We start from the raw sequence: 20,245 nt of genomic DNA on the forward strand, positions 1-20,245 counted from the left end.
GCACGAGGTTGCCGTCGTTCCGGGGTCCGTCCCGACGCCAACCTCGTGCTCGACCGAGGGCTGGACCGGGACCGGACGACGACGCCCCGGTCACCACGTGGTGACCGGGGCGTCGGTGGAGCGGGTGTCAGCCGAAGATGGCCGGCAGCGTGCCGCGGAAGGCCGCGTCCGCCTCGCTGAGCGGGACGGTGAACAGGCCCGCGACCTCGAGCGCCTCGCCCGACTCGGCGACGGCGCCGGGCTCGGTGCCCGTCTCGCCGATCTTCAGGACGGGGACGCCGCGCGCGACGCACGCGTCGACGAGCTTGGACTCCTCGCCGCGGGGCACCGCGACGAGCGCGCGGGCCGTCGACTCGGAGAACAGCGCCTCGAACGGCGTGACGCCGTCGCGCTCGGTCAGCGCGTCGAGCGACACGGTGGCCCCGACGCCGAAGCGCAGCGACGCCTCGAGGAGCGCCTGCGCGAGCCCGCCCTCGGAGAGGTCGTGCGCGGCCGACACGAGGTCGTCGCGGCTCGCGTTGACGAGGACGCCGGCGAGCGCCTTCTCGGCCGCGAGGTCCACCCGCGGGGGCACGCCGCCCAGGTGGCCGTGCTCGACGTCGGCCCACGCCGAGCCGTCGAGCTCCGCACGCGTGGTGCCGAGGAGGTAGATGCTCTCCCCCGTCTCGCGCCAGCCCGACGGCGTGGCGTGCGCGACGTCGTCGAGCACGCCGAGCACGCCCACGACCGGGGTCGGGTGGATCGACGAGTCGATCTGCCCCGGCTCGCCGGTCCCGTTGTAGAGCGACACGTTGCCGCCCGTCACGGGGACGCCGAGCTCGCGGCACGCGTCCGCGAGGCCCTCGATCGCCTCGACGAGCTGCCACATCGAGTCGGGGTCCTCGGGCGAGCCGAAGTTGAGGCAGTCGGTCACGGCGAGCGGGCGGGCGCCCGTCGTCGCGACGTTGCGGTACGCCTCGGCGAGCGCGAGACGGGCGCCCGTGCGCGGGTCGAGCTTGCCGTAGCGGCCGTTCGCGTCCGTCGCGAGCGCGACGCCGAGGCCCGTGCTCTCGTCGACGCGGACCACGCCCGAGTCGTCAGGCTGCGCGAGCGCGGTGTTGCCCTGGACGAACCGGTCGTACTGGTTCGTCACCCACTCCTTGGACGCGAGGTTCGGCGACGCGAGGAGGCGCAGGGCCGTCGCGCGGAGCTCGTCGCCGCTCTCGGGGCGGGCGAGCGCGTCGGCGTCCACGGTGCGGGCGTTGAGCCCGTCCTGCCACGACGGGCGCGCGTACGGGCGGTGGTACACCGGGCCCTCGTGCGCGACGGTCCGCGGGTCGACGTCGACGATGCGCTCGCCGTGGTGGTCGATCGTCAGGCGCCCGGAGTCGTTGACCTCGCCGATCACGGCGGTCTCGACGTCCCACTTGGCGGTGATGGCGAGGAACTCGTCGAGCTTCTCCGGCGCGACGACCGCCATCATGCGCTCCTGCGACTCGGACATGAGGATCTCGCCCGCGTTGAGCGTCGGGTCGCGCAGCAGGACGTCGTCGAGCCACACGTGCATGCCGCCGTCGCCGTTCGAGGCGAGCTCCGACGTCGCGCACGAGATGCCGGCGGCGCCGAGGTCCTGGATGCCCTCCACGACCTGCGCCGCGTAGAGCTCGAGGCAGCACTCGATGAGGACCTTCTCCATGAAGGGGTCGCCCACCTGGACGCTCGGGCGCTTGGCGGGCACGCCGTCCTCGAACGTCTCCGAGGCGAGGATCGAGGCGCCGCCGATGCCGTCGCCGCCCGTGCGGGCGCCGAACAGCACGACCTTGTTGCCGACGCCCGAGGCGTTGGCGAGGTGGATGTCCTCGTGGCGCAGCACGCCGAGGCACAGCGCGTTGACGAGGGGGTTGCCCTGGTACGAGGCGTCGAAGACGAGCTCGCCGCCGATGTTCGGCAGGCCGAGGCTGTTGCCGTACCCGCCGACGCCGCTCACGACGCCGTGCACGACGCGCGCCGTGTCCGGGTGGTCGACGGCGCCGAAGCGGAGCTGGTCCATGACGGCGACGGGGCGCGCGCCCATGGAGATGATGTCGCGCACGATGCCGCCGACACCCGTCGCGGCGCCCTGGTAGGGCTCGACGAACGACGGGTGGTTGTGCGACTCGACCTTGAACGTCACGGCCCAGCCGTCACCGATGTCGACGACGCCCGCGTTCTCGCCGATGCCGACGAGCAGGTGCTTCTTCATCTCGTCCGTGGTCGCCGCTCCGAACTTCGACAGGTGGACCTTGGACGACTTGTACGAGCAGTGCTCGGACCACATGACGGAGTACATCGCGAGCTCCGCGGCCGTGGGGCGGCGCCCCAGGATGTCGCGGATGCGCTGGTACTCGTCCGGCTTGAGGCCGAGCTCGGCGAACGGCTGGACCTCGTCGGGCGTGGCGGCGGCGTGCTCGACGGTGTCGAGCGTCGGCGCGGCGGGACGAGCCTCGGAGCGTGCGGAAGCCTGGGGTGCGGGGGCGGTCATCGTTTCCCTCGGGTGGGCGCTGAGCGGGGAGCGCACGACGGCGCGCGGCCAGTCTACCGGCGCCCGGGGAGAGGCCGTCCGGGCGTCTCGCGTCGCGGGCGACCGAGAAGTGAGACGAGCGTCTCGCCGTGCGGAAACCGGGTTTCCGGGTTCCGATGGAGGGGTGACCACCCTTCTCGAACCGACGTCCGGCACCGCCCGCAGCAGGACCAGCGACCTCCTCGACCCGCACCTGGAGCGGCTCGGCCACGAGCTCACGCTCGTCGAGCGCCAGCTCAACGGCTACTCCCGGCGCACGGGCTCCTACGTGGGCCGCGGGGCCGTCGAGACCGTCGAGCCGGCGGAGGGCCGCTACCGGGACGAGCTCGAGGCCGAGCGCGAGCGCATCCTGTCGCGCCTCGAGATGCTCAGCGCCATGCGCGTCGCCGCGTCCTGCTGACCACGACCCCGACCGCGACTCCGAGCGCGGCCACCGTGGGGCGCAGGACGGCTCAGAGCGTCAGCCCCAGGACGACCCCCAGCACGCCGAGCGCGGGCGGCACGAGCTGGACGAGCGCCGCCCGCGCCTTCGACGGCGACGACAGGATCAGCACGAGCCCCGCCGCGACCATCGACCCGGCCCCTGCGACCACGAGCGTCAGGCCGACGTCCTGCCGGTCCGCCGCGTACAGGACGATGCCGAGCACGACGAGCACCGCGAGGAACAGGTTGTAGAACCCCTGGTTGAAGGCCATCTCGCGCGTGGCCGCCGCCTCCTGCGGCGACGTGCCGAACGTGGCGCGCGTGCGGTCGCTCGTCCACGTGAGCGACTCCATGACGAAGATGTACACGTGGATCGCCGCGGCGACCCCCGCGAGCGCCAGCCCGAACCCGATCATCGTCGGTCCCTCCCGGTCCGCGAGGCCGCACGGTGCGCGGACCCCGGCATACCGACCGGGTGTCGCTGCCTCAGCGCTCCTCAGCGTTCCACAGGAGCGGCTCGGCCGCCGCGAGCGCCACGGCCAGCGCGCCGACCACGAGCCCGACGCGCGTGTGCGGCAGCCGCACGCCGCGGTCGCGCAGCCGCTCCCCGCGCCGGTAGACCCACTTCTCGCCCGCGACGACGAGGCTCGTCGCGACCGCGAGCCCGGCCGCCGCGCCCGCGACGGCGACGCCCGCGGGCACCGGCGTGGTGTCGTCGTCGGTCGTCGCCCAGGTGTTGTCCTCCCGCGGGGCGCCGTCGGCGGTCGTGGTCCCGGACGTCGCGTCAGTCCCGCCCGCGTCCGCCTCGCGGGCGGCGTCGCGCAGGGAGCGCAGGCCCTCGCGCGCCTCGGTCCCCTCGGTCGTCGAGGTGAACGTCAGCGCGACGGCGGCCGTCGCGACGGCGGTCTTGGCGAGCGCGCGCGCCCAGCGCGGGCGGACGACGTCGGGCACGGCGTACCACGCCACGGTGGACAGCCCCGCGATCGCCACGGTGCGCGGGTCGGCGGCCCGTCGGGTCGGCGCGTGCTCGGTCATCATGTCCCTTCGTCGGCAGGTGTGCTCACGGGGCCTAACGGCTCGCGGCCGTGCCGGGTTCCTGCGGCGCGCAGGCGTTCGCGCAGGTAGCGCACCGCGGGGGCGTCGGTCATGGTCGCGCGCCACACGACCGTGACCGGGCGGGTCGGGACGGGCTCGCGCACGGGCACCGCGACGACGTCGGCCGGCAGCGGGCCGCGCCCGAGGCGCGGGACGAGCGCGACGGCGAGGTCCTGGGCCACGACCTCGACCTGCGACGCGAACTCGAGGCACCGGAAGTCGATGCGCGGGACGCGCGGCTCGCGCGCGAACATGTGGCAGAACCACTCGTAGCAGATGGTGCCGTCGGGCGTGCAGACCCAGGTCTCGTCGAGCAGGTCGGACGGCGTGAGCGCGGCCCGCCCCGCGAGCGTGCTCGACGCGTGCACGAGCACGTCGGCCTCGTCGCGGAACAGCTCCTCGGCGCGCAGGCTCGGCGGGAGCGCGAGGCCGACGCCCTCCCAGTGGTGCACGAGCGCGAGGTCGAGCGTGCCCGCCGCGACGGCCGCGACGGCGTCCCACGGCTCGGCCTCCTCGACGACGAGGCGCAGGTCCGGCACGTCGTCGCGCACCCGCGCGAGGAGCGGGGCGACGACGCCGCGCACCGCCGTCGAGAACGAGCCGAGGCGCACCGTCCCCGTGGGGCGCGCCCCGGCGTCGTGCAGGCGAGCCCGGAGCGACTCGACCTGCTCGCGCAGCGCGCGGCCCTCCTCGACGACGCGCCGCCCCGCGGCCGTGAGGACGACGCCCCGCCCCTCGCGGTCGAGCAGGCGCGCGCCGAGGTCGCGCTCCAGGCGCTTCACCTGCTGCGAGACGGCGGACGGCGTGTACCCGAGGTCGCGCGCCGCGGCGTGCACGGTGCCGGTGCGCTCGACGGCGAGCAGGGCGTCCACGGCGGCGAGGTCGATCATGCGACCGATGCTATCCGGAAGCGGTGCTACCGGGAACCGTGCACGACTGTGCGCTGGACGTGCACGATGCCGCGGGCGCACCCTCGATGCCATGCCGATGCGCCCGTCCCTCCTCGCCGTCCTCGTCGCCGTCGTCTGGGGCGTGAACTTCGTCGTCATCGACCTCGGGCTCGGCGACGTGCCGCCGACGCTGTTCGTCGCCCTGCGCTTCCTCGTCGTCCTGGTCCCCGCGGTGTTCCTCGTGCCGCGGCCCCGCGCGCGGTGGCGGGACGTGCTGCTCGTCGGCACGTTCATGAGCCTCGGCCAGTTCGGCCTGCTGTACACCGCGCTCGCGCTCGGCATGCCCGCCGGGCTCGCGTCGCTCGTGCTCCAGGCCCAGGTCGGGCTCACCGTGCTGTTCGCCGCCGCGGCGCTGCGCGAGGTCCCGACGCGCGCGCAGCTCGTGGGCGTGCTGGTCGGGGCGGCCGGGCTGGTCGTCGTCGGCGTGGGCCGCAGCGCCTCGACGCCGGCCCTCGCGTTCGTCGTGACGCTCGCGGCCGCGGCGTCGTGGGCGGTGGGGAACGTCGTCGCCCGACGCGCCGGGAGCCGCCGCGACCTGGCCTCTCCCTCGCGCGACCAGGGCTCTACCCCGCGCGACCAGGGCTCTACCCCGCGCGACCAGGGCTCTACCCCGCGCGACCAGGGCTCTACCCCGCGCGACCAGGGCTCTACCCCGCGCGACCAGGGCTCTACCCCGCGCGACCAGGGCTCTACCTCGGGCGACCAGGGATCTCCCTCGCGGCCCGGGCTGGAGGGGCTGTCGATGACGGTGTGGTCGGCGCTCGTGGTGCCGGTCCCCATGCTCGGGCTGTCGCTCGCGCTCGACGGGCCGGACGCCGTCGGGCACGCGCTCACCCACCTCACGCTCGCGCCGGTCCTGTCGACCCTCTACACCGCCTGGCTCGCGAGCCTCGTGGGCTACGGGATCTGGAACACGCTCCTCGCGCGGTACCCGGCGTCGGCGGTCGTGCCGTTCACGATGCTCGTGCCGCCTGTCGGGATGCTCGCCGCGTGGCTCGTGCTCGACGAGGTGCCGAACGCGGCCGAGGTGGTGGGCGGCGTCGTGCTCCTGCTGGGCGTCGCGACGACGACGGGCGTCCTCGGGCGACGGCGCTCGCCCGGCACGGCGGTCGTGCCCGGCGCGACGGCCGTCCCCGGCACGGCGGTCGCGCCCGACGCGGCGGCGTCCTCCGTCGCGACCGACCCGCCCTCCCCCGGGCGCCCCGACGCGACCGCGACCGACGGTCCGACCGCGACACGCGCGCGTTCGCGCTGACAGGACGCCCGCGCGGGGGTTCCATGGGAGTCCGGGACGTCCGAGACGCGAGGGAGCCTCTCATGAGCGAGACCGCGGGCCGCACGCAGGAACGGCAGCAACCGGAGCTCAAGCGCGTCATGGGGCCCAGGCTGCTCCTGCTGTTCATCGTCGGGGACATCCTGGGCACGGGCGTGTACGCGCTCACCGGCCAGGTCGCGGGCGAGGTCGGCGGGGCGGCGTGGCTGCCGTTCCTGCTCGCGTTCGTCGTCGCGACGATCACCGCGTTCTCCTACCTCGAGCTCGTCACGAAGTACCCGAGCGCCGCGGGCGCCGCGCTCTACACGCACAAGGCGTTCGGCATCCACCTGCTGACGTTCGTCGTCGCGTTCATGGTCATGAGCTCCGGGATCACGTCGGCCTCCACGGCGTCCAACGCGTTCGCGGGGTTCGTCTCCGACGGGTTCGGGCTCGAGCTGCCGACGGGCGGCGACGGGCGCCTGCTCATCGCCCTCGCCTTCATGGCCCTCGTCGCGCTCGTCAACCTGCGCGGGGTCGGGGAGAGCGTCAAGGCGAACGTCGTGCTGTCGCTCGTCGAGCTGTCCGGCCTCCTGCTCGTCATCTTCGTGGGGCTGTGGGCGACGACGCAGGGCCGCGCCGACTTCTCGCGCGTCGTCGTGTTCGAGAGCGCCGACGACAAGAGCGTGTTCCTCGCCGTCACCGCCGCGACGACGCTCGCGTTCTTCGCGATGGTCGGGTTCGAGGACTCCGTGAACATGGCCGAGGAGTGCAAGAACCCCGTGCGGGACTTCCCGCGCATGATGCTCACCGGGCTCTCGATCACGGGCGCGATCTACGTGCTCGTCGCGATCACCGCCGTCGCGCTCGTCCCCGTGGGCGACCTCACGGACGACGCCAAGGGGTCGGCGCTCACGCAGGTCGTCGCGGCGGGCGCGCCGAACCTGCCGTTCGACACGATCTTCCCGTTCATCGGGATGTTCGCCGTCGCGAACTCCGCGCTCATCAACATGCTCATGGCGTCCCGCCTGCTCTACGGCATGGCGAACCAGGGCGTGCTGCCGCGCGCGTTCGGCCAGGTGCACCCGTTCCGCCGCACGCCGTGGGTCGCGATCCTCGTGACGACGGCCATCGCGTTCGCGCTCATCGTGTACGTCGTGCGGCAGTCCGGGACCGCGGCGGGAACCAACGCGATCGCCCTCCTGGGCGGGACGACGTCGCTGCTCCTGCTCGTCGTCTTCACGATCGTCAACGTCGCCCTCCTCGTGCTGCGTCGCGACCGCGTCGACCACGAGCACTTCCGCACCCGCACCTGGCTCGCGGTGCTCGGCGCCCTCACGTGCGCGTACCTCGCCGGGCCGTGGGCCCGCAGCGCCGAGCAGCAGGAGCAGTACGTCATCGCGGGCGCGCTCGTGGCCCTCGGGGTCGTGCTCTCGTTCGTCACGTGGCTCTACAACCGCTCGGTGCGCCACCGCCGGATCGCGTTCTCCGACGTGTCGCGCCTGGAGGACGACGTCGAGGACGACGGCCCGGGGCGGTGACCGCCGTCGCGCATGATGGGTCCATGCAGATCCGCGTCGCCGCCTACGCCGTGGTCGTCCGCGAGGACGGCCGGATGCTCCTCCCCCACTGGAGCGAGGGGGACCGCGGAGGCTGGACGCTGCCCGGCGGCGGCATCGACCCGGGCGAGGACCCCGCCGCCGCGGCCGTCCGCGAGGTGCGCGAGGAGACCGGCTACGACGTCGAGCTCGACGGCCTGCTCGGCGTCGACAGCCTCGTGATCGACGCCGCCGACCGGATCCGGCCCGAGGACCGCGACCGGTCGCTGCACGCGATCCGCATCGTCTACCGGGCCCACGTGGTGGGCGGCGAGCTGCGCGTCGAGGAGGACGAGTCGACCGACGACGTCGGCTGGTTCACGCCCGACGAGGTCGACGCGCTGGATCGTGTCGGCCTCGTCGACGTGGCCCGCCGGTGGGCCGGCCTGCTCCCCGTGCCGTCGTGACCCGCCCGCGCCGGGTGGCCGGCGGGCGGCCCGGGACGACGGTGCTGGGCGCGCTCGCCGTCGCCGTCCTCGTCCCGGTCGCGCTCGCCGCGTGCACGCCCGGCACCCCGCCGCCGGACCCGGACGCGGTGACGTCCGCACCGGCGCAGGCCCCGTCCCCCGATCCCGGCGCCACCACGGAGGACGGCGGCGCCGCGGACGACCCGAACGGCGACCGGAGCGGCGGCGCCGAGCCGACGGCCGTGCGCGTCCCCGTCGGGACGGCGACGGTCGAGATCGCCGTGCCCCCGCCGACGTCGGGCGGGGCGGCGCCTCCCCGCGTCACGGCCGACGCCGAGGGCGCGTCCGACGTCACGCTCACCCTCGCGGGCGCCCCTGCCGTGGTCTCGGTGGAGGGCGGCTCGCTCGTGCGCCACCCGGACGGCACGCTCACCGTCCTGGACGACGGCGGCACACCCGTCGGCGGGCTCGGCGCCCCGCGCGTCGCGGGCCGGCACGGAGCGGACGGCGCGGACGGCGCAAGCGGGGCGGCGAGCGGGACGGCCGACGGCGCGGACGCCGGCCCCGCGGCGAGCACCCCCGCGCCCGGGACCCCGCGCGTCCGGGTCGCGCTCGTCGACGCCCACCGCGCGGAGGTGACGCTCGTGGGGACCGCGGGGACGACGTCGGGCGCGGACGACGCGGCGGGCGCTCCCGCCGGGGACGCGGACGAGACCGTGACGACGGACGCCGCCGCGGCGTGGGACGTCGTCGTCCCGCTCGGTACGCGCGCGGTGCGGAGCACCGGCTGGGGCGAGCGCGAGGGCGGCCGGTCGCTCGCCGTCGACCCGACGGCGTGGGCCCGCGCCGCCGGGCAGGCGGGCCGTGAGCTCGTGTGGGCGCAGGTCGTCGCCACCGAGCCGGAGGCCGACACCCCGACGATGCACGACCAGCTCGTGTGCCACGCCGTCGGCGCCCCGGACAAGGCGACGTGGAACCTCGAGCCCTGGCGGCCCGACGTCGGGCTGCTCGCCACGATGTCCGCGCGCTGCAACCCCGCCTGACCACCGCCGTCGACCCGACTGCGGCCCGCGCACCGGCTCGGCCGCCGAGCACGACGTCCCTCCCCGTCGAGCACGAGGTTCCTGTCGGCATGCGCCTCGAAACGACAGGAACCTCGTGCTCGGCGGCCGAGACGGAGACCGAGACCGAGACGGCAACGGCCCGGGCGGCGCGACGGCTGGTGGACGTCGTGCCGCCCGGGCCTGACCCTCGGCAGCGGTACCGCTCCGCCTGCGACGCCGAGGACGTTCCGGGGTGGCGCCGAGGACGGCGCCGGGGTGGTCAGCGGGCCTGCGGGCCGCCCTTCGCGGCCCTGCGCAGCGACTTCTCGCTCCGCGGCTCGTCGCCGCTCGCGCGCAGGCGCCGGTAGTAGTCGCGCGCCTCGTCCTGGCGCTCCTTCTCGATGCCCGTCGCGATCGTCGCGCGCAGGTGCTCGGGGCCGTAGCCCCAGGCGTCCACGAGGTCCTGCGCGTGCGGACGCAGCCGGTCGATGAGGCGGTCGAGGTAGCTCGTGACCGTGCGCGCGCGCTGCGTCGAGAGGCGCCCGTTGAGCAGGTACCAGGCGAGGTGCCGCTCGACGAGGCTCAGGCCGAACAGGTCGCGCACCGTGGTGAGGACCTCGCGCGTGCCCGCGTCCTCGATCGTGCCGAGCGCCTGCGTGAACGCCTCCCAGCGCAGCAGCTCCGCGTGGGCACGGGCCGCCTCGACGAGCTCGACCTGGTGGGCGTTGAACAGGTTCGTCGCCGTCTCCGGGTCGGCCTTCTGCGCCGGGCGCAGCGCCTGCGCGACGTCCGCGACCATCGTCTCGACCCGGTCGGTGAGCAGCGCGCGCTGCGTCTCGGGGTCGCGCAGGTGGCCGGCCGCGCGGCGCGGGTCGCCGACGTCCGCGAGCGCCTGCGCGGCCCGCTTGAGCGGCGTGCGGTGCAGCGCCATGTCGCCCGCGCGCTCGACGACGACGCGCGCCATCTGGCCCGGGGTGATGCCCTTGAACTGCTTGCCGTAGTCGGCAAGCAGGCGCTTCGCGACGAGCTGGAGCAGCACGGTGTTGTCGCCCTCGAACGTCGCGTACACGTCGAGGTCCGCGCGCAGGCTCGTGATGCGGTTGGTCGTGAGGAATCCGGCCCCGCCGCACGCCTCGCGCGTCTCCTGGAGCACGTCGAGCGCGAACCGCGTGCTCGTCGCCTTGAGCGCGGCCGCCGTCGTCTCGAGGTCCTCGCGCTGCTCCGGGGTGTCCTCCTCGCCGGAGAACACCGAGTGGAACAGGTCGAGCAGGCGGTCGTGCGCGAAGTGCGCCGCGTAGGTCTCCGCGATGGGGACGATCAGGCGACGCTTGTGCGTGCCGTAGTCGAGGAGCACGACCTCCTCCGTCGGCGTCGCCCCCGTGAACTGGCGGCGCTCGTTCGCGTACCGCACCGCGATCGCGAGGCCGAGCTTCGCCGCGGTCACCGCGGCGCCGTCGAGCGACACGCGGCCCTGGACGAGCGAGCCGAGCATCGTGAAGAAGCGGCGTCCGGGGCTGTCGATGGGGCTGGAGTACGTGCCGTCGGCGTCCACCGAGCCGTAGCGGGCGAGCAGGTCGGTGCGCGGGACCCGCACGTGGTCGAAGTGCAGGCGCCCGTTGTCGATGCCGTTGAGGCCGCCCTTCTGGCCGTCGTCCTCGCCGCCCACGCCGGGCAGGAAGGGCAGCCGGCCGAGCTCGTCGCGCTCACCCGCGGTGTCGCGGATGGGCACGTAGAACGCGTGCACGCCGTGGTTGACGTTCTTCGTGATCAGCTGCGCGAACACGACCGCGGCGACGCCGTGCACGCCCGCGTTCCCGAGGTAGTCCTTCCACGCCCCGCGGAACGGGGTGTGGATGACGAACTCCTCGGTCTCCGGGTCGTACGTCGCCGTGGTGGCGATGCTCGCGACGTCGGACCCGTGGCCGATCTCCGTCATCGCGAACGCGCCCGGCACCGAGAGGTCCATGGCGCCCGGCAGGAGGCGGTCCTGCTGCTCGGGCGTGCCCAGGTGCAGGATCGCCGAGCCGAACAGCCCCCACTGCACGCCCGCCTTGATCTGCAGCGACGGGTCGGCCGCGACGAGCTCCTCGAACCCGGCGAGGTTGCCGCCCGCGTCGTCCGCGCCGCCGAGGCGCTCCGGGTACCCGCGCCACACCTGGCCCTTGCCCACGAGCAGGTGCATCTGCTCCAGCACGCGCTCGCGGTGCTCGCGCAGGCTCTGACCCTCGATGCGCTGGAACGCCTCCTCGCCCGCGGTCGCGCGCGCCGCCGCGCGCAGGTCGGCCCAGCGGCCGAGCAGGATCTTCTCGAGGGCGGCGACGTCGACGCGGGCGGGGCCCTGCGACGTCGGGCCCGCGTCGCCGGCGCTCGTCGTGCGCGGTGCGAGCGCGGGACGGTCGGACGTGGCGGTCATGGCTTCTCCTTGGGGTCTGAGGCGGTCGCCGGGTGCGGAGGGCGGACGGCGTCCGGGCGGGTCGCGCCCGGGTTGTGGGAGAGGACGCCGACGGGGCCGGCCCACAGCCACGCGGCGACGCGCTCGGTGAGCTGCTCGCGGTCGGGGACGTCGGCGCGGTCGCGGTGGGCGAGCCACCACTCGCCGGCGCCCCGGACGAACCCGACGGCGCCCGCGGCCCACGCCGCGGCGTCGGCCGGGGAGACGTCGGTGACCCGGGCGAAGGGCTCGGCGACGAGCTCGATCACCGAGTCGAGGAAGGCGGCGAGCGGGGCGCGGTCGGCGCCGCCCGCGCCCTGGGTGAGGCCGCTCGCCGCGAGCTGGGCGGCGGGCTCCTCCGTCCCCGCGACGGCGCTCGTCCGGGTGACGAAGTAGTACACGTTGGGCGAGCTCTCGATCATCTCGAGGTACACGCCGACCATCGCGCGCAGCGCGCGCTTGGGCGTCTCGGCGGCCTCGGCCGCCTGGGTCAGGGCGTCGTGCATCTGCCCCACGACGGCGGAGCCCAGGGCGACCTGTAGCCCGGTCTTGTCGTCGAAGTAGCGGTAGATGATCGACTTCGACGTGCCCGACGCCGCCGCGATCTCGTCCATGGAGACACCGGGGCCTCCCCGGTGCACCGCCTTGCTGGCCGCCCGGATGAGCTCCGCGCGGCGCGCCGCCCGGTGCTCGTCCCAGCGGGTCGACCGACCGTCGACCGCGGCGGCCGGCTGCACCCGCCCTCGGGTGACCGGTCGCGCGTCGGCACCTGCGTTCACGTCGTCCTCCGTTGCGCCCGACCTCGATGTCGTCGGCACCTCGTCACGGGTGCCGTGCCGGGGCAGGGCACAGCCCTGTGACCCGACTCACGAAACCGAGAGTATCAGGTACTCTTGGTATTGGACACCAACCGGCCCTCTCCCCCGCCTCGCGCACGCCGTGCCGAGGCGCCCTCCCGGGCCGGCACCGAACGCAGCGCAGCGAGCACGGACAGGAAGTGAGGCACAGTGGCCACCAGCACCAGCCCCCGCCCGACCCCCGAGCAGTCCCCCCGGGAACACGCCCCCGCGGGCGCTCCCCGCGACGCGTGGGTCGTGGGCGGGAACCGCATCCCGTTCGCCCGCGCCGGCAAGAAGTACGCGTCCGCGAGCAACCAGGAGATGTTCACCGCCGCGCTCGAAGGGCTCGTCGCGCGCTTCGGCCTCCAGGGCGAGCGGCTCGGGGAGGTCGTCGGCGGCGCCGTGCTCAAGCACTCCCGCGACTTCAACCTCGTGCGCGAGTCCGTGCTCGGGTCGTCGCTCTCCCCGCAGACCCCGGCCTACGACCTCCAGCAGGCGTGCGCGACCGGCCTGGAGGCGACCATCGCCGTCGCGAACAAGATCCGTCTCGGCCAGGTCGAGTCGGGCGTCGCGGGCGGCTCCGACACCGTGTCCGACGCCCCCATCGCCGTGAGCGAGGGCCTGCGCCGGGCGCTGCTCGAGGCGAGCCACGCCAAGACGCTCGGCCAGCGCGTCAAGGCGTTCGCGAAGGTCCGCCCCGCCGACCTCGCGCCGCTCACGCCCGCGACCGACGAGCCGCGCACCGGCCTGTCGATGGGCGAGCACCAGGCGATCACGACGGCCCGCTGGGACATCTCGCGCGAGGCGCAGGACGAGCTCGCGCTCGCGAGCCACGAGCACCTCGCGGCCGCGTGGGACGCCGGGTTCTTCGACGACCTCGTCACCCCGTTCCGCGGGCTCGTGCGCGACGACAACCTGCGCGCCGACTCGTCGCTCGAGAAGCTCGCCGCGCTCAAGCCGGTGTACGGCAAGCGTCTGGAGGGCGTCACCCCGACCATGACGGCGGGCAACTCGACCCCGCTCACCGACGGCGCGTCGACCGTCCTCCTCGCCTCGGCCGAGTGGGCGCGCGAGCGCGACCTGCCGCTGCTCGCGCGCGTCGTCGACGCGGAGACCGCCGCCGTCGACTTCGTGCACGGCCACGAGGGCCTGCTCATGGCGCCCGCGCACGCGGTCCCCCGCCTGCTCGCCCGCAACGGGCTCGCACTCGGCGACTTCGACCTCTACGAGATCCACGAGGCGTTCGCGTCGACCGTGCTCACGACGCTCAAGGCCTGGGAGGACGACGAGTACTGCCGCACCGAGCTCGGGCTCGACGGCGCGCTCGGCTCGATCGACCGCTCGCGGCTCAACGTGAACGGCTCCTCGCTCGCCGCGGGCCACCCGTTCGCCGCGACCGGCGGGCGCATCGTCGCGACGGCGGCCAAGCTCCTCGCGCAGCGCACCGCCGAGACCGGGGCACCCGCGCGTGCGCTGATCTCCGTGTGCGCCGCGGGCGGCCTCGGCGTCGCCGCGATCCTCGAGTCCGTCCCCGCGACCGACGCCGCCTGACGCCCCGACGACCGAGAGGAACACCCGTGACCGACTCCTACGTCCAGGCCGTCAACTCCGGCTTCACGAAGACGCTCGCCAAGAAGCTCGGCCTCCCGCGCCCCGCGGTCCTGCGCCGCTTCCGCGCGGGCGACCCGCTCACCGTCGGGCCCGTGCTCGTGCTCGGCGGCACGCCGGGCGTGCGCGACGACGCCGACCTCGTCGCCGAGGCCCTGCTCGGCTGGGACCTCGACGTCCGCCAGACCCCGGACGACACGACCCGCTGGGGCGCGGTCGTCGTCGTGCTCAGCGGGATCGAGCGGCCGCAGGACGCGTCCGTGCCCGTCATGGCGCTCTCGGCGACGCTCCGCCGTCTCGCGCCCAACGGCCGCGTCGTGACGATCTCCCGTGCGCCCGCCGACACCGACTCCCCCGAGCTCGCCGCCGCCCGCGAGGGCGTCGACGGGTTCCTGCGGTCGGTCGCCAAGGAGCTGCGCTACGGCGCGACCGCCAACGGCATCCAGGTGACCGACGACGCCCCCGTCGACAGCCCGAGCGTCCTCGCGACCCTCCGCTTCTTCCTGTCCGCCAAGTCGGCGTTCGTCGACGGCCAGCTCCTCCGGGTGGGTCCGAGCGCGACCGACGGCGCCTCCGGGAGCACCTCCGCCGACCTCGACCAGCCGCTCGCCGGCAAGGTCGCCGTCGTCACGGGCGCGGCCCGCGGCATCGGGGCGCAGGTCGCCCGGACGCTCGCGCGCGACGGCGCGAAGGTCGTCGTGGTCGACGTGCCCGCGGCGGGCGAGGCGCTCGCCCGCGTCGCGAACGAGATCAAGGGCACGGCGCTGCAGCTCGACGTGACCGCCGACGACGCGGGCGCCCGGATCCTCGAGCACGCCCGCGCACGGCACGGCGGGCTCGACGTCCTCGTGCACAACGCCGGCATCCTGCGCGACAAGCTGCTCGCCAACATGTCCCCCGACAAGTGGGACGCGGTGGTCGCGGTGAACCTCGCCGCGCAGCTGCGGATCACGGAGTACCTGCTCGGTGCGAACGGGTTCTCCTCCGCGCCGCGCGTCGTGTCGCTCGCCTCGACGAGCGGGATCGCGGGCAACCGGGGCCAGTCGAACTACGCGTTCTCCAAGGCGGGCGTCATCGGGCACACGCGCGCGTTCGCCCGCCTGCTCGCGGCGCCGGGCGGCCCGGGCGGGACGGCGAACGCCGTCGCGCCGGGCTTCATCGAGACGGACATGACGGCGTCGATCCCGTTCGTGCAGCGCGAGGTCGCGCGCCGCGTCGCGTCGCTCCAGCAGGGCGGCCAGCCCGTGGACGTCGCCGAGGCGATCGCGTTCCTCGCGTCGCCCGCGGCCGGGGGCGTCAACGGGCAGGTGCTGCGCGTGTGCGGGCAGAACGTGGTGGGCCGGTGACGGCGCCCGCGGGCGCCCCGGCGCGCGTCGAGACGCTGCCCGCCGTCCCGGGTCTGGGCGGCCTGTACGTGCGCGGGCTCGCGGCGTCGGGCCGGATCGCGGCGGCGCACCGGCTCCCCGTCCGGGGCGGCCGGACGGAGCTGACGCTCCCGGACGTCACCTACCGGGTCGCGGCCGTCCCGACGGGCGACGACGCGGCGCCGGGCCACGTCGGCAGCGCCGCGCACCTCGCGCGGTACGCGCGGCTCGTGGGCGAGGCGCCGTCGGACGTCCTGCCCGCCGGGTACCTGCACGTGCTGGGGTTCCCGCTCGCGACGGCCGTCATGGTGCGGGCCGACTTCCCGCTCCCGCTGCTCGGCATGGTGCACCTCGCGAACTCGGTGTCCGTGCTGCGCCCGGTGCGGCTCGGGGACGCGCTCGAGGTCCGCGCGTGGGCGCAGGACCCGCGCCCGCACCGTCGCGGGGTCCAGGTGGACCTCGTCACGGAGGTCTCGGTGCTGCGCACGGACGACGAGCGCGCCGCGGGGAGCGGGCTGGCCGCGACGACGCTCGCCTACCGAGGCGTCTCGACGTACCTCGCGAAGGGCGCCTCCCTCCCGGGCGGCCCCGCCACTGCCGACGCCGAGGGCCCGGCCGCGTTCGTCCCGCCCCTGCCCACCGCGCGGTGGACGCTCGGGGCGGGGACCGGCCGCGCGTACGCGGCGGTGTCCGGCGACCGCAACCCGATCCACACCTCGGCGCTGGGCGCCAAGGCGTTCGGGTTCCCGCGGGCCATCGCGCACGGCATGTACACCGCGGCGCGGGCGCTCGCCGAGGCGGGCCCCGGTCGCGGCGACGCCTACGACTGGACCGTCACGTTCGCCAAGCCGGTGCTGCTGCCCGGCACGGTCGACGTCGCGCTGCGCCCGGCGGACGACGTGCCCGCCGAGGTGCGGGACGCCGTCGGGCAGGTCGCGGCGGCCGTGCCCGACGGCGCGGGCGACCCGGGCACGGGCGTCACCTACCAGGCGTGGGACGGCAAGGGCCGCCTCCACCTCGCGGGCCGCGTCACCCCCCGCCCCTGACCCCCGCTGCCGAGCACGGGGTTGATGTCGTTCTCGAGCGCATGACGACACCTACCCCGTTGCTCGACGCCACGCAGGCTCGTGCTCGGCGGGACAGCCCCGTCAGGGCAGGCGGGCGAGCAGGCCGGCGCGGACGGTCGGCCACTCGTCGCGGAGGACCGAGAAGTAGGCGGTGTCCTGGCGGGAGCCGTCGGGCGCCACGCGGTGGCTGCGCAGGACGCCCTCCGGCACTGCGCCCAGGCGCCGGATCGCCCCGATGGACCGGCTGTTGCGGGCGTCGGCGCGGAGCGCGACGCGCGCGACCCCGAGGTCCTCGAACGCGTGCCGCAGCAGGAGGTACTTGCACGCCGGGTTCGTCGTCCCGCCCCACCACTCGCGCGCGTAGAACGTGGACCCGAGCTCGACCCGGCCCTGGGACGGGACCCACTCGTAGAGCGACGTCGAGCCACGGACCACGGCGTCGGCGGTCGCGCCGTCCGCACCGGGTGCACCGGGAGCGCCGGGAGCACCGAGGACCGCGAACGCGAGCCGGCCCGGCGCGGCGGCCGCGTCGCGCACGTAGCCCTCCATCGCCTCCGTGCCGCGCGGGACGGCGCTGGACATGCCCGCCCAGATGCCGTCGTCGACGAGGGCGCCGAGCGCCGGCGCGTGGGTCGCGGCGAGCGGTTCGAGGCGGACGCCGAAGCCTTCGAGGACGGTCTCGTGCTGCACCCGCACATCCCACCACACCACCGGTGCTCCGACCGCGTGCGAACCCGGCCGACCGTGGTTACGGTCGAGAGGTACCGACGAGAGGAGCACCCATGGGACTCGGAGACAAGGCCAAGCACGCCGCCGAAGAGGCGGGTGGCAAGCTCAAGGAAGGCGCGGGCAAGCTCACGGACAACGAGCGGCTCGAGGCCGAGGGCCAGGCTGACCAGGCCAAGGCCAACGTCAAGCAGGCGGGCGACGACGTCAAGGACGCGTTCGACCGCTGACGTGCTCCACCGTTCTGCTCACGAGGGCTCCGCTCCGGCGGGGCCCTCGTGGCGTCTCCGGGACCGTTCGACCGGGACGCGACGACCGGGATGCGACGACCAGGACTCGACGAGCGGGAGCCGCGACGGTCAGGACGCGGCGAGCGGCCGGACGTCGGCCGACGGCGCCGGGGCGAGCACCGGGACGACGCGCGGGGCGGTGATCCGCGCGAGGAGGCCCACCTCGACCCCGGGCCACTCGGGCGCGAGGATCGAGAACAGCACGGAGTCGGCGCGCGTCCCGTCGGGCGCGGTGCGGTGCCCGCGCATGACGCCCTCCTCGTGGGCGCCGAGACGGCGCATCGCACCGAGCGAGCGCTCGTTGCGGGTGTCGACGCGGAAGCCGACCCGGTGCACGTCCCACGTCTCGAACGCGTGGCGCAGCAGCAGCCACTTCGCCACAGGGTTGACGAGGCTCCCCCACGTGGAGCGCGCGTAGAACGTGCGGCCCACCTCGACGCGGCGGTCGACGAGCGACAGGTCGCGGAACGCGGTGCTGCCGAGCACGGCGCCGGGCGCGCCGTCGGGGCCGACGGCGCGCACGACGAAGCCCGTGAGGTCCGGGGCCGCGCGGGTCGCGGCCACGAGATCGGCCATCCCCGCGACCCCGTAGGGCAGGGGGATGCTCATCCCTGACCACATCGCCTCGTCGACGAGGCCGGCCAGCGTCTCAGCGTGCTCCAGGGCCAGCGGTTCCAGCCGGAAACCGTGCCCCGAGAGGACGACGTCGTGCAGCACAGCGCATATCAGAGCACACGCGGAACACCGCGCCAAGAGGGTCCGGCGACGCGGTGGACAACGCTCGGCGACGGTCCGGTGAACGGGCTCCGCCGTCGGCCGCCGACGCCGGTCAGACGGCCGGCCCGCAGCCCGCCGCGTCGGCGAGGAAACCCGCCGCCGCGGTCGCGAAGAGCCCCTCCAGGCCGGACCCCGCGGGGACCGGGCGGGGGTCGTCCACGACGGCCCAGCAGCCGTCGACGACCTCGTACCGGGTGGTCGGTCCCTGCTCGACGTACGCGCGCACGGCCTCGACGAGGCGCACGACGTCCGCGCCCGTCGTCCCGACGCCCACCGAGGCGCGGATCGCGCCCGCGTCGTAGCCGAGGCGCGCGAGCAGCGGGTGCGCGCAGAACCGGCCGTCGCGCACGCCGATGCCGTGCTCGGCCGAGAGGTAGGCGGCGACGAGGCCCGGGTCGTGGCCCTCGACGGCGAACGTCACGACGCCGACCGGGTCGACGGCGTCGTCCCACACGCGCACGACCCGGACGCCCGGGACGGCCTCCAGGCCCGCGACGAGGGCCGCGCGGAGCGTCGCCTCGTGGGCGTGCAGGTCGGCCGGGTCGAGCGCGGCGAGCGCGTCGCACGCCGCCGCGAGCGCCGCGGCGCCCACCACGTTCGGCGAGCCGGCCTCGTGGCGTGCGGGCGCCGTCTGCCACTGCGTCCCGGTCACCGCGACCTGGCGCACGGCGCCGCCGCCCGCGAGGTAGGGGGTGCCCGCGTCGAGCCAGTCGCGCCGCCCGACGAGCGCCCCCGCGCCGAAGGGCGCGTAGGTCTTGTGCCCCGAGAACGCGACGTAGTCGACGCCCGACGCGGCGAGCGAGAACCCGCGGTGCGGGACGAGCTGCGCGCCGTCGAGCACGACCCGCGCCCCGGCGTCGTGCGCGGCGCGGACGACCTCGGCGACGGGCAGGGACTCGCCCGTGACGTTGGAGGCGCCGGTCACGGCGACGAGCGCGTACGGGAAGCGCGCGAGCTCGGTGCGCAGGCCCGAGAGCGTCTCCGCGACGGACGCGCCGCCCGCGAGGACCGTCGCGCCGCCGGCGCGCTGCCACGGCAGCAGGTTCGCGTGGTGCTCGACGTCGAGGACGAGCACGCGCCCGGGCGTGCCGTCCGGGTTCGCCGGGACGCAGCCCGCGAGCAGGTTGAGCGAGTCGGTCGTGTTGCGCGTGACGACCGTGACGTCGTCCTCGCGTGCGCCGACGAACGCGCCGATCGTCCGGCGCGACGCCTCGTAGAGCGCCGTGGAGACCTGCGACAGGTAGCCCGCGCCGCGGTGCACGCTCGCGTAGAGCGGCAGCACCTCGGTCACGCGGTCGGCCACCGAGCGCAGCGCCGGGGCCGACGCCGCGACGTCGAGGTTCGCGTACGGCACGCTGCGGCCGTCGACGAGCGGGACGAGCGTGTCCCCGCCGACGACGGGCAGGAGCGCGGGCGCGTCGGCGAGCGCCGCGAGGTCAGGGGCCGGGGCGTCGGTGGGACACGAGACGTCCGCGAGAGCAGTCATGGCACAGTCCTCCAGGGTCGTCCGGGGAGAACCTCCCCGCGCTTGCCGCCCGCCGGTCGGCGTGCGGCCTGGTCGTCACCCGGGGCACCCCGCCGCGAGAGGAGGGTTGCCGGCCAGCAAACCGGGGTTTCGCGCTGGCACTCATGACCTGCGGACCAGGATGTCCGCGCGGACGGTGACGTGTCAACCGGTGGTCACGGCGTCTCGGATGGCGGGACGCGGCGCTCCGCGTCATAAGCCCGCGCGTCGGAGCCACGCGGCGTCGGGCACCTCCACCCCGGGCCGCTCCCCGAGACGGGCGTTCCGCACGTCGGACGCGTGGCGTACGATCCGAGCCAACCATCCGGAGC

18 protein-coding genes and 1 riboswitch are annotated in these 20,245 nt (G+C 75.3%); of the genes, 9 read left to right on the top strand and 9 right to left on the bottom strand.

Annotated elements, in window-relative coordinates; translation table 11 throughout:
• Positions 1-127 precede the first annotated feature (127 nt).
• Positions 128-2,500, bottom strand: coding sequence for a phosphoribosylformylglycinamidine synthase subunit PurL (purL, locus tag B8281_RS00880; RefSeq protein WP_085386614.1), 2,373 nt, complete (start codon positions 2,498-2,500; stop codon positions 128-130).
• A 163-nt stretch (positions 2,501-2,663) separates the two neighbouring features.
• Between purL and B8281_RS00885 the strand changes: the two genes are divergently transcribed.
• A complete protein-coding gene (locus B8281_RS00885) occupies positions 2,664-2,939 on the top strand; it encodes a hypothetical protein (RefSeq protein ID WP_034651373.1) in 276 nt (91 codons plus the stop codon).
• Between the two features lie 52 nt (positions 2,940-2,991).
• Here the strand turns inward: B8281_RS00885 and B8281_RS00890 are convergent, their stop codons facing one another.
• The 3 genes from B8281_RS00890 to B8281_RS00900 form a co-directional block, all read right to left on the bottom strand.
• Complete coding sequence (locus tag B8281_RS00890) at positions 2,992-3,378, bottom strand: DUF1304 domain-containing protein (RefSeq protein ID WP_021482312.1); 387 nt, start codon at positions 3,376-3,378, stop codon at positions 2,992-2,994.
• 70 nt (positions 3,379-3,448) lie between these two features.
• Positions 3,449-3,997: a hypothetical protein gene (locus B8281_RS00895; RefSeq protein ID WP_085386615.1), complete on the bottom strand. Its 549-nt coding sequence runs from the start codon at positions 3,995-3,997 to the stop codon at positions 3,449-3,451.
• Positions 3,997-4,947 carry a LysR family transcriptional regulator gene (locus B8281_RS00900; RefSeq protein ID WP_198163103.1) on the bottom strand — a complete coding sequence of 317 codons (951 nt, stop codon included), beginning with the start codon at positions 4,945-4,947 and terminating at the stop codon, positions 3,997-3,999. The genes B8281_RS00895 and B8281_RS00900 overlap by 1 nt, the downstream gene beginning before the upstream one ends.
• 91 nt (positions 4,948-5,038) lie before the next feature.
• On the opposite strand from B8281_RS00900, the gene B8281_RS19625 reads away from it, so the two are divergent.
• From B8281_RS19625 to B8281_RS19370, 4 genes are all read left to right on the top strand, one after another.
• Entirely contained in the window at positions 5,039-6,262 is a 1,224-nt protein-coding gene (locus B8281_RS19625) for an EamA family transporter (protein WP_232322630.1), read from the top strand.
• A 62-nt stretch (positions 6,263-6,324) separates the two neighbouring features.
• Positions 6,325-7,800 (top strand): APC family permease, encoded by a 1,476-nt coding sequence (locus B8281_RS00915; protein ID WP_085386617.1) that lies wholly within the window; start codon positions 6,325-6,327, stop codon positions 7,798-7,800.
• A gap of 23 nt (positions 7,801-7,823) precedes the next feature.
• Complete coding sequence (locus B8281_RS00920; protein WP_061267120.1) at positions 7,824-8,264, top strand: NUDIX hydrolase; 441 nt, start codon at positions 7,824-7,826, stop codon at positions 8,262-8,264.
• Complete coding sequence (locus B8281_RS19370) at positions 8,261-9,307, top strand: DUF2599 domain-containing protein (protein ID WP_198163104.1); 1,047 nt, start codon at positions 8,261-8,263, stop codon at positions 9,305-9,307. Before B8281_RS00920 ends, B8281_RS19370 begins: the two co-directional genes overlap by 4 nt.
• A gap of 280 nt (positions 9,308-9,587) precedes the next feature.
• On the opposite strand, the gene B8281_RS00930 is transcribed toward B8281_RS19370, so the two are convergent.
• Together B8281_RS00930 and B8281_RS00935 are read right to left on the bottom strand one after the other, a co-directional pair.
• Positions 9,588-11,720, bottom strand: coding sequence for an acyl-CoA dehydrogenase (locus tag B8281_RS00930; protein ID WP_085386618.1), 2,133 nt, complete (start codon positions 11,718-11,720; stop codon positions 9,588-9,590).
• On the bottom strand, positions 11,717-12,517 hold the full coding sequence (locus B8281_RS00935; RefSeq protein ID WP_232322631.1) for a TetR/AcrR family transcriptional regulator: 801 nt from the start codon (positions 12,515-12,517) through the stop codon (positions 11,717-11,719). The genes B8281_RS00930 and B8281_RS00935 overlap by 4 nt, the downstream gene beginning before the upstream one ends.
• Positions 12,518-12,745: 228 nt before the next feature.
• Here B8281_RS00935 and B8281_RS00940 point away from each other — a divergent pair, with 228 nt between their 5' ends.
• From B8281_RS00940 to B8281_RS00950, 3 genes are read left to right on the top strand one after another with little or no spacing between them, the layout of a single operon-like run.
• Positions 12,746-14,128 carry an acetyl-CoA C-acetyltransferase gene (locus B8281_RS00940; protein WP_085386619.1) on the top strand — a complete coding sequence of 461 codons (1,383 nt, stop codon included), beginning with the start codon at positions 12,746-12,748 and terminating at the stop codon, positions 14,126-14,128.
• Positions 14,129-14,154: 26 nt separating this feature from the next.
• On the top strand, positions 14,155-15,531 hold the full coding sequence (locus B8281_RS00945) for a 3-oxoacyl-ACP reductase (RefSeq protein ID WP_085386620.1): 1,377 nt from the start codon (positions 14,155-14,157) through the stop codon (positions 15,529-15,531).
• The gene (locus B8281_RS00950) at positions 15,528-16,595 is read left to right on the top strand and encodes a MaoC/PaaZ C-terminal domain-containing protein (protein WP_085386621.1); all 1,068 of its coding nucleotides are present in this window, start codon (positions 15,528-15,530) and stop codon (positions 16,593-16,595) included. Before B8281_RS00945 ends, B8281_RS00950 begins: the two co-directional genes overlap by 4 nt.
• A 102-nt stretch (positions 16,596-16,697) precedes the next feature.
• On the opposite strand, the gene B8281_RS00955 is transcribed toward B8281_RS00950, so the two are convergent.
• Positions 16,698-17,306: a GNAT family N-acetyltransferase gene (locus B8281_RS00955; RefSeq protein ID WP_085388544.1), complete on the bottom strand. Its 609-nt coding sequence runs from the start codon at positions 17,304-17,306 to the stop codon at positions 16,698-16,700.
• A gap of 92 nt (positions 17,307-17,398) precedes the next feature.
• On the opposite strand from B8281_RS00955, the gene B8281_RS00960 reads away from it, so the two are divergent.
• Complete coding sequence (locus B8281_RS00960) at positions 17,399-17,572, top strand: CsbD family protein (RefSeq protein WP_009866995.1); 174 nt, start codon at positions 17,399-17,401, stop codon at positions 17,570-17,572.
• Positions 17,573-17,701: 129 nt separating this feature from the next.
• Here B8281_RS00960 and B8281_RS00965 read toward each other — a convergent pair whose 3' ends face one another.
• Positions 17,702-18,349 carry a GNAT family N-acetyltransferase gene (locus tag B8281_RS00965; protein ID WP_085386622.1) on the bottom strand — a complete coding sequence of 216 codons (648 nt, stop codon included), beginning with the start codon at positions 18,347-18,349 and terminating at the stop codon, positions 17,702-17,704.
• A gap of 112 nt (positions 18,350-18,461) precedes the next feature.
• Positions 18,462-19,895 carry an aminotransferase class V-fold PLP-dependent enzyme gene (locus B8281_RS00970; protein WP_085386623.1) on the bottom strand — a complete coding sequence of 478 codons (1,434 nt, stop codon included), beginning with the start codon at positions 19,893-19,895 and terminating at the stop codon, positions 18,462-18,464.
• A 33-nt stretch (positions 19,896-19,928) separates the two neighbouring features.
• Positions 19,929-20,044, bottom strand: a riboswitch (SAM riboswitch).
• Positions 20,045-20,245: the final 201 nt, after the last annotated feature.

Source organism: Cellulosimicrobium sp. TH-20 (genome assembly GCF_002105775.1).
Classification (GTDB): domain Bacteria; phylum Actinomycetota; class Actinomycetes; order Actinomycetales; family Cellulomonadaceae; genus Cellulosimicrobium; species Cellulosimicrobium funkei.

Bases quoted from the DNA above. Each gene is read 5' to 3' on its own strand.
- purL (WP_085386614.1), bottom strand. From the start codon at position 2,500: ATGACCGCCCCCGCACCCCAGGCTTCCGCACGCTCCGAGGCTCGTCCC.
- B8281_RS00900 (WP_198163103.1), bottom strand. From the start codon at position 4,947: ATGATCGACCTCGCCGCCGTGGACGCCCTGCTCGCCGTCGAGCGCACC.
- B8281_RS00890 (WP_021482312.1), bottom strand. From the start codon at position 3,378: ATGATCGGGTTCGGGCTGGCGCTCGCGGGGGTCGCCGCGGCGATCCAC.
- B8281_RS00915 (WP_085386617.1), top strand. From the start codon at position 6,325: ATGAGCGAGACCGCGGGCCGCACGCAGGAACGGCAGCAACCGGAGCTC.
- B8281_RS19625 (WP_232322630.1), top strand. From the start codon at position 5,039: ATGCCGATGCGCCCGTCCCTCCTCGCCGTCCTCGTCGCCGTCGTCTGG.
- B8281_RS00960 (WP_009866995.1), top strand. From the start codon at position 17,399: ATGGGACTCGGAGACAAGGCCAAGCACGCCGCCGAAGAGGCGGGTGGC.
- B8281_RS00895 (WP_085386615.1), bottom strand. From the start codon at position 3,997: ATGACCGAGCACGCGCCGACCCGACGGGCCGCCGACCCGCGCACCGTG.
- B8281_RS00920 (WP_061267120.1), top strand. From the start codon at position 7,824: ATGCAGATCCGCGTCGCCGCCTACGCCGTGGTCGTCCGCGAGGACGGC.
- B8281_RS00930 (WP_085386618.1), bottom strand. From the start codon at position 11,720: ATGACCGCCACGTCCGACCGTCCCGCGCTCGCACCGCGCACGACGAGC.
- B8281_RS00970 (WP_085386623.1), bottom strand. From the start codon at position 19,895: ATGACTGCTCTCGCGGACGTCTCGTGTCCCACCGACGCCCCGGCCCCT.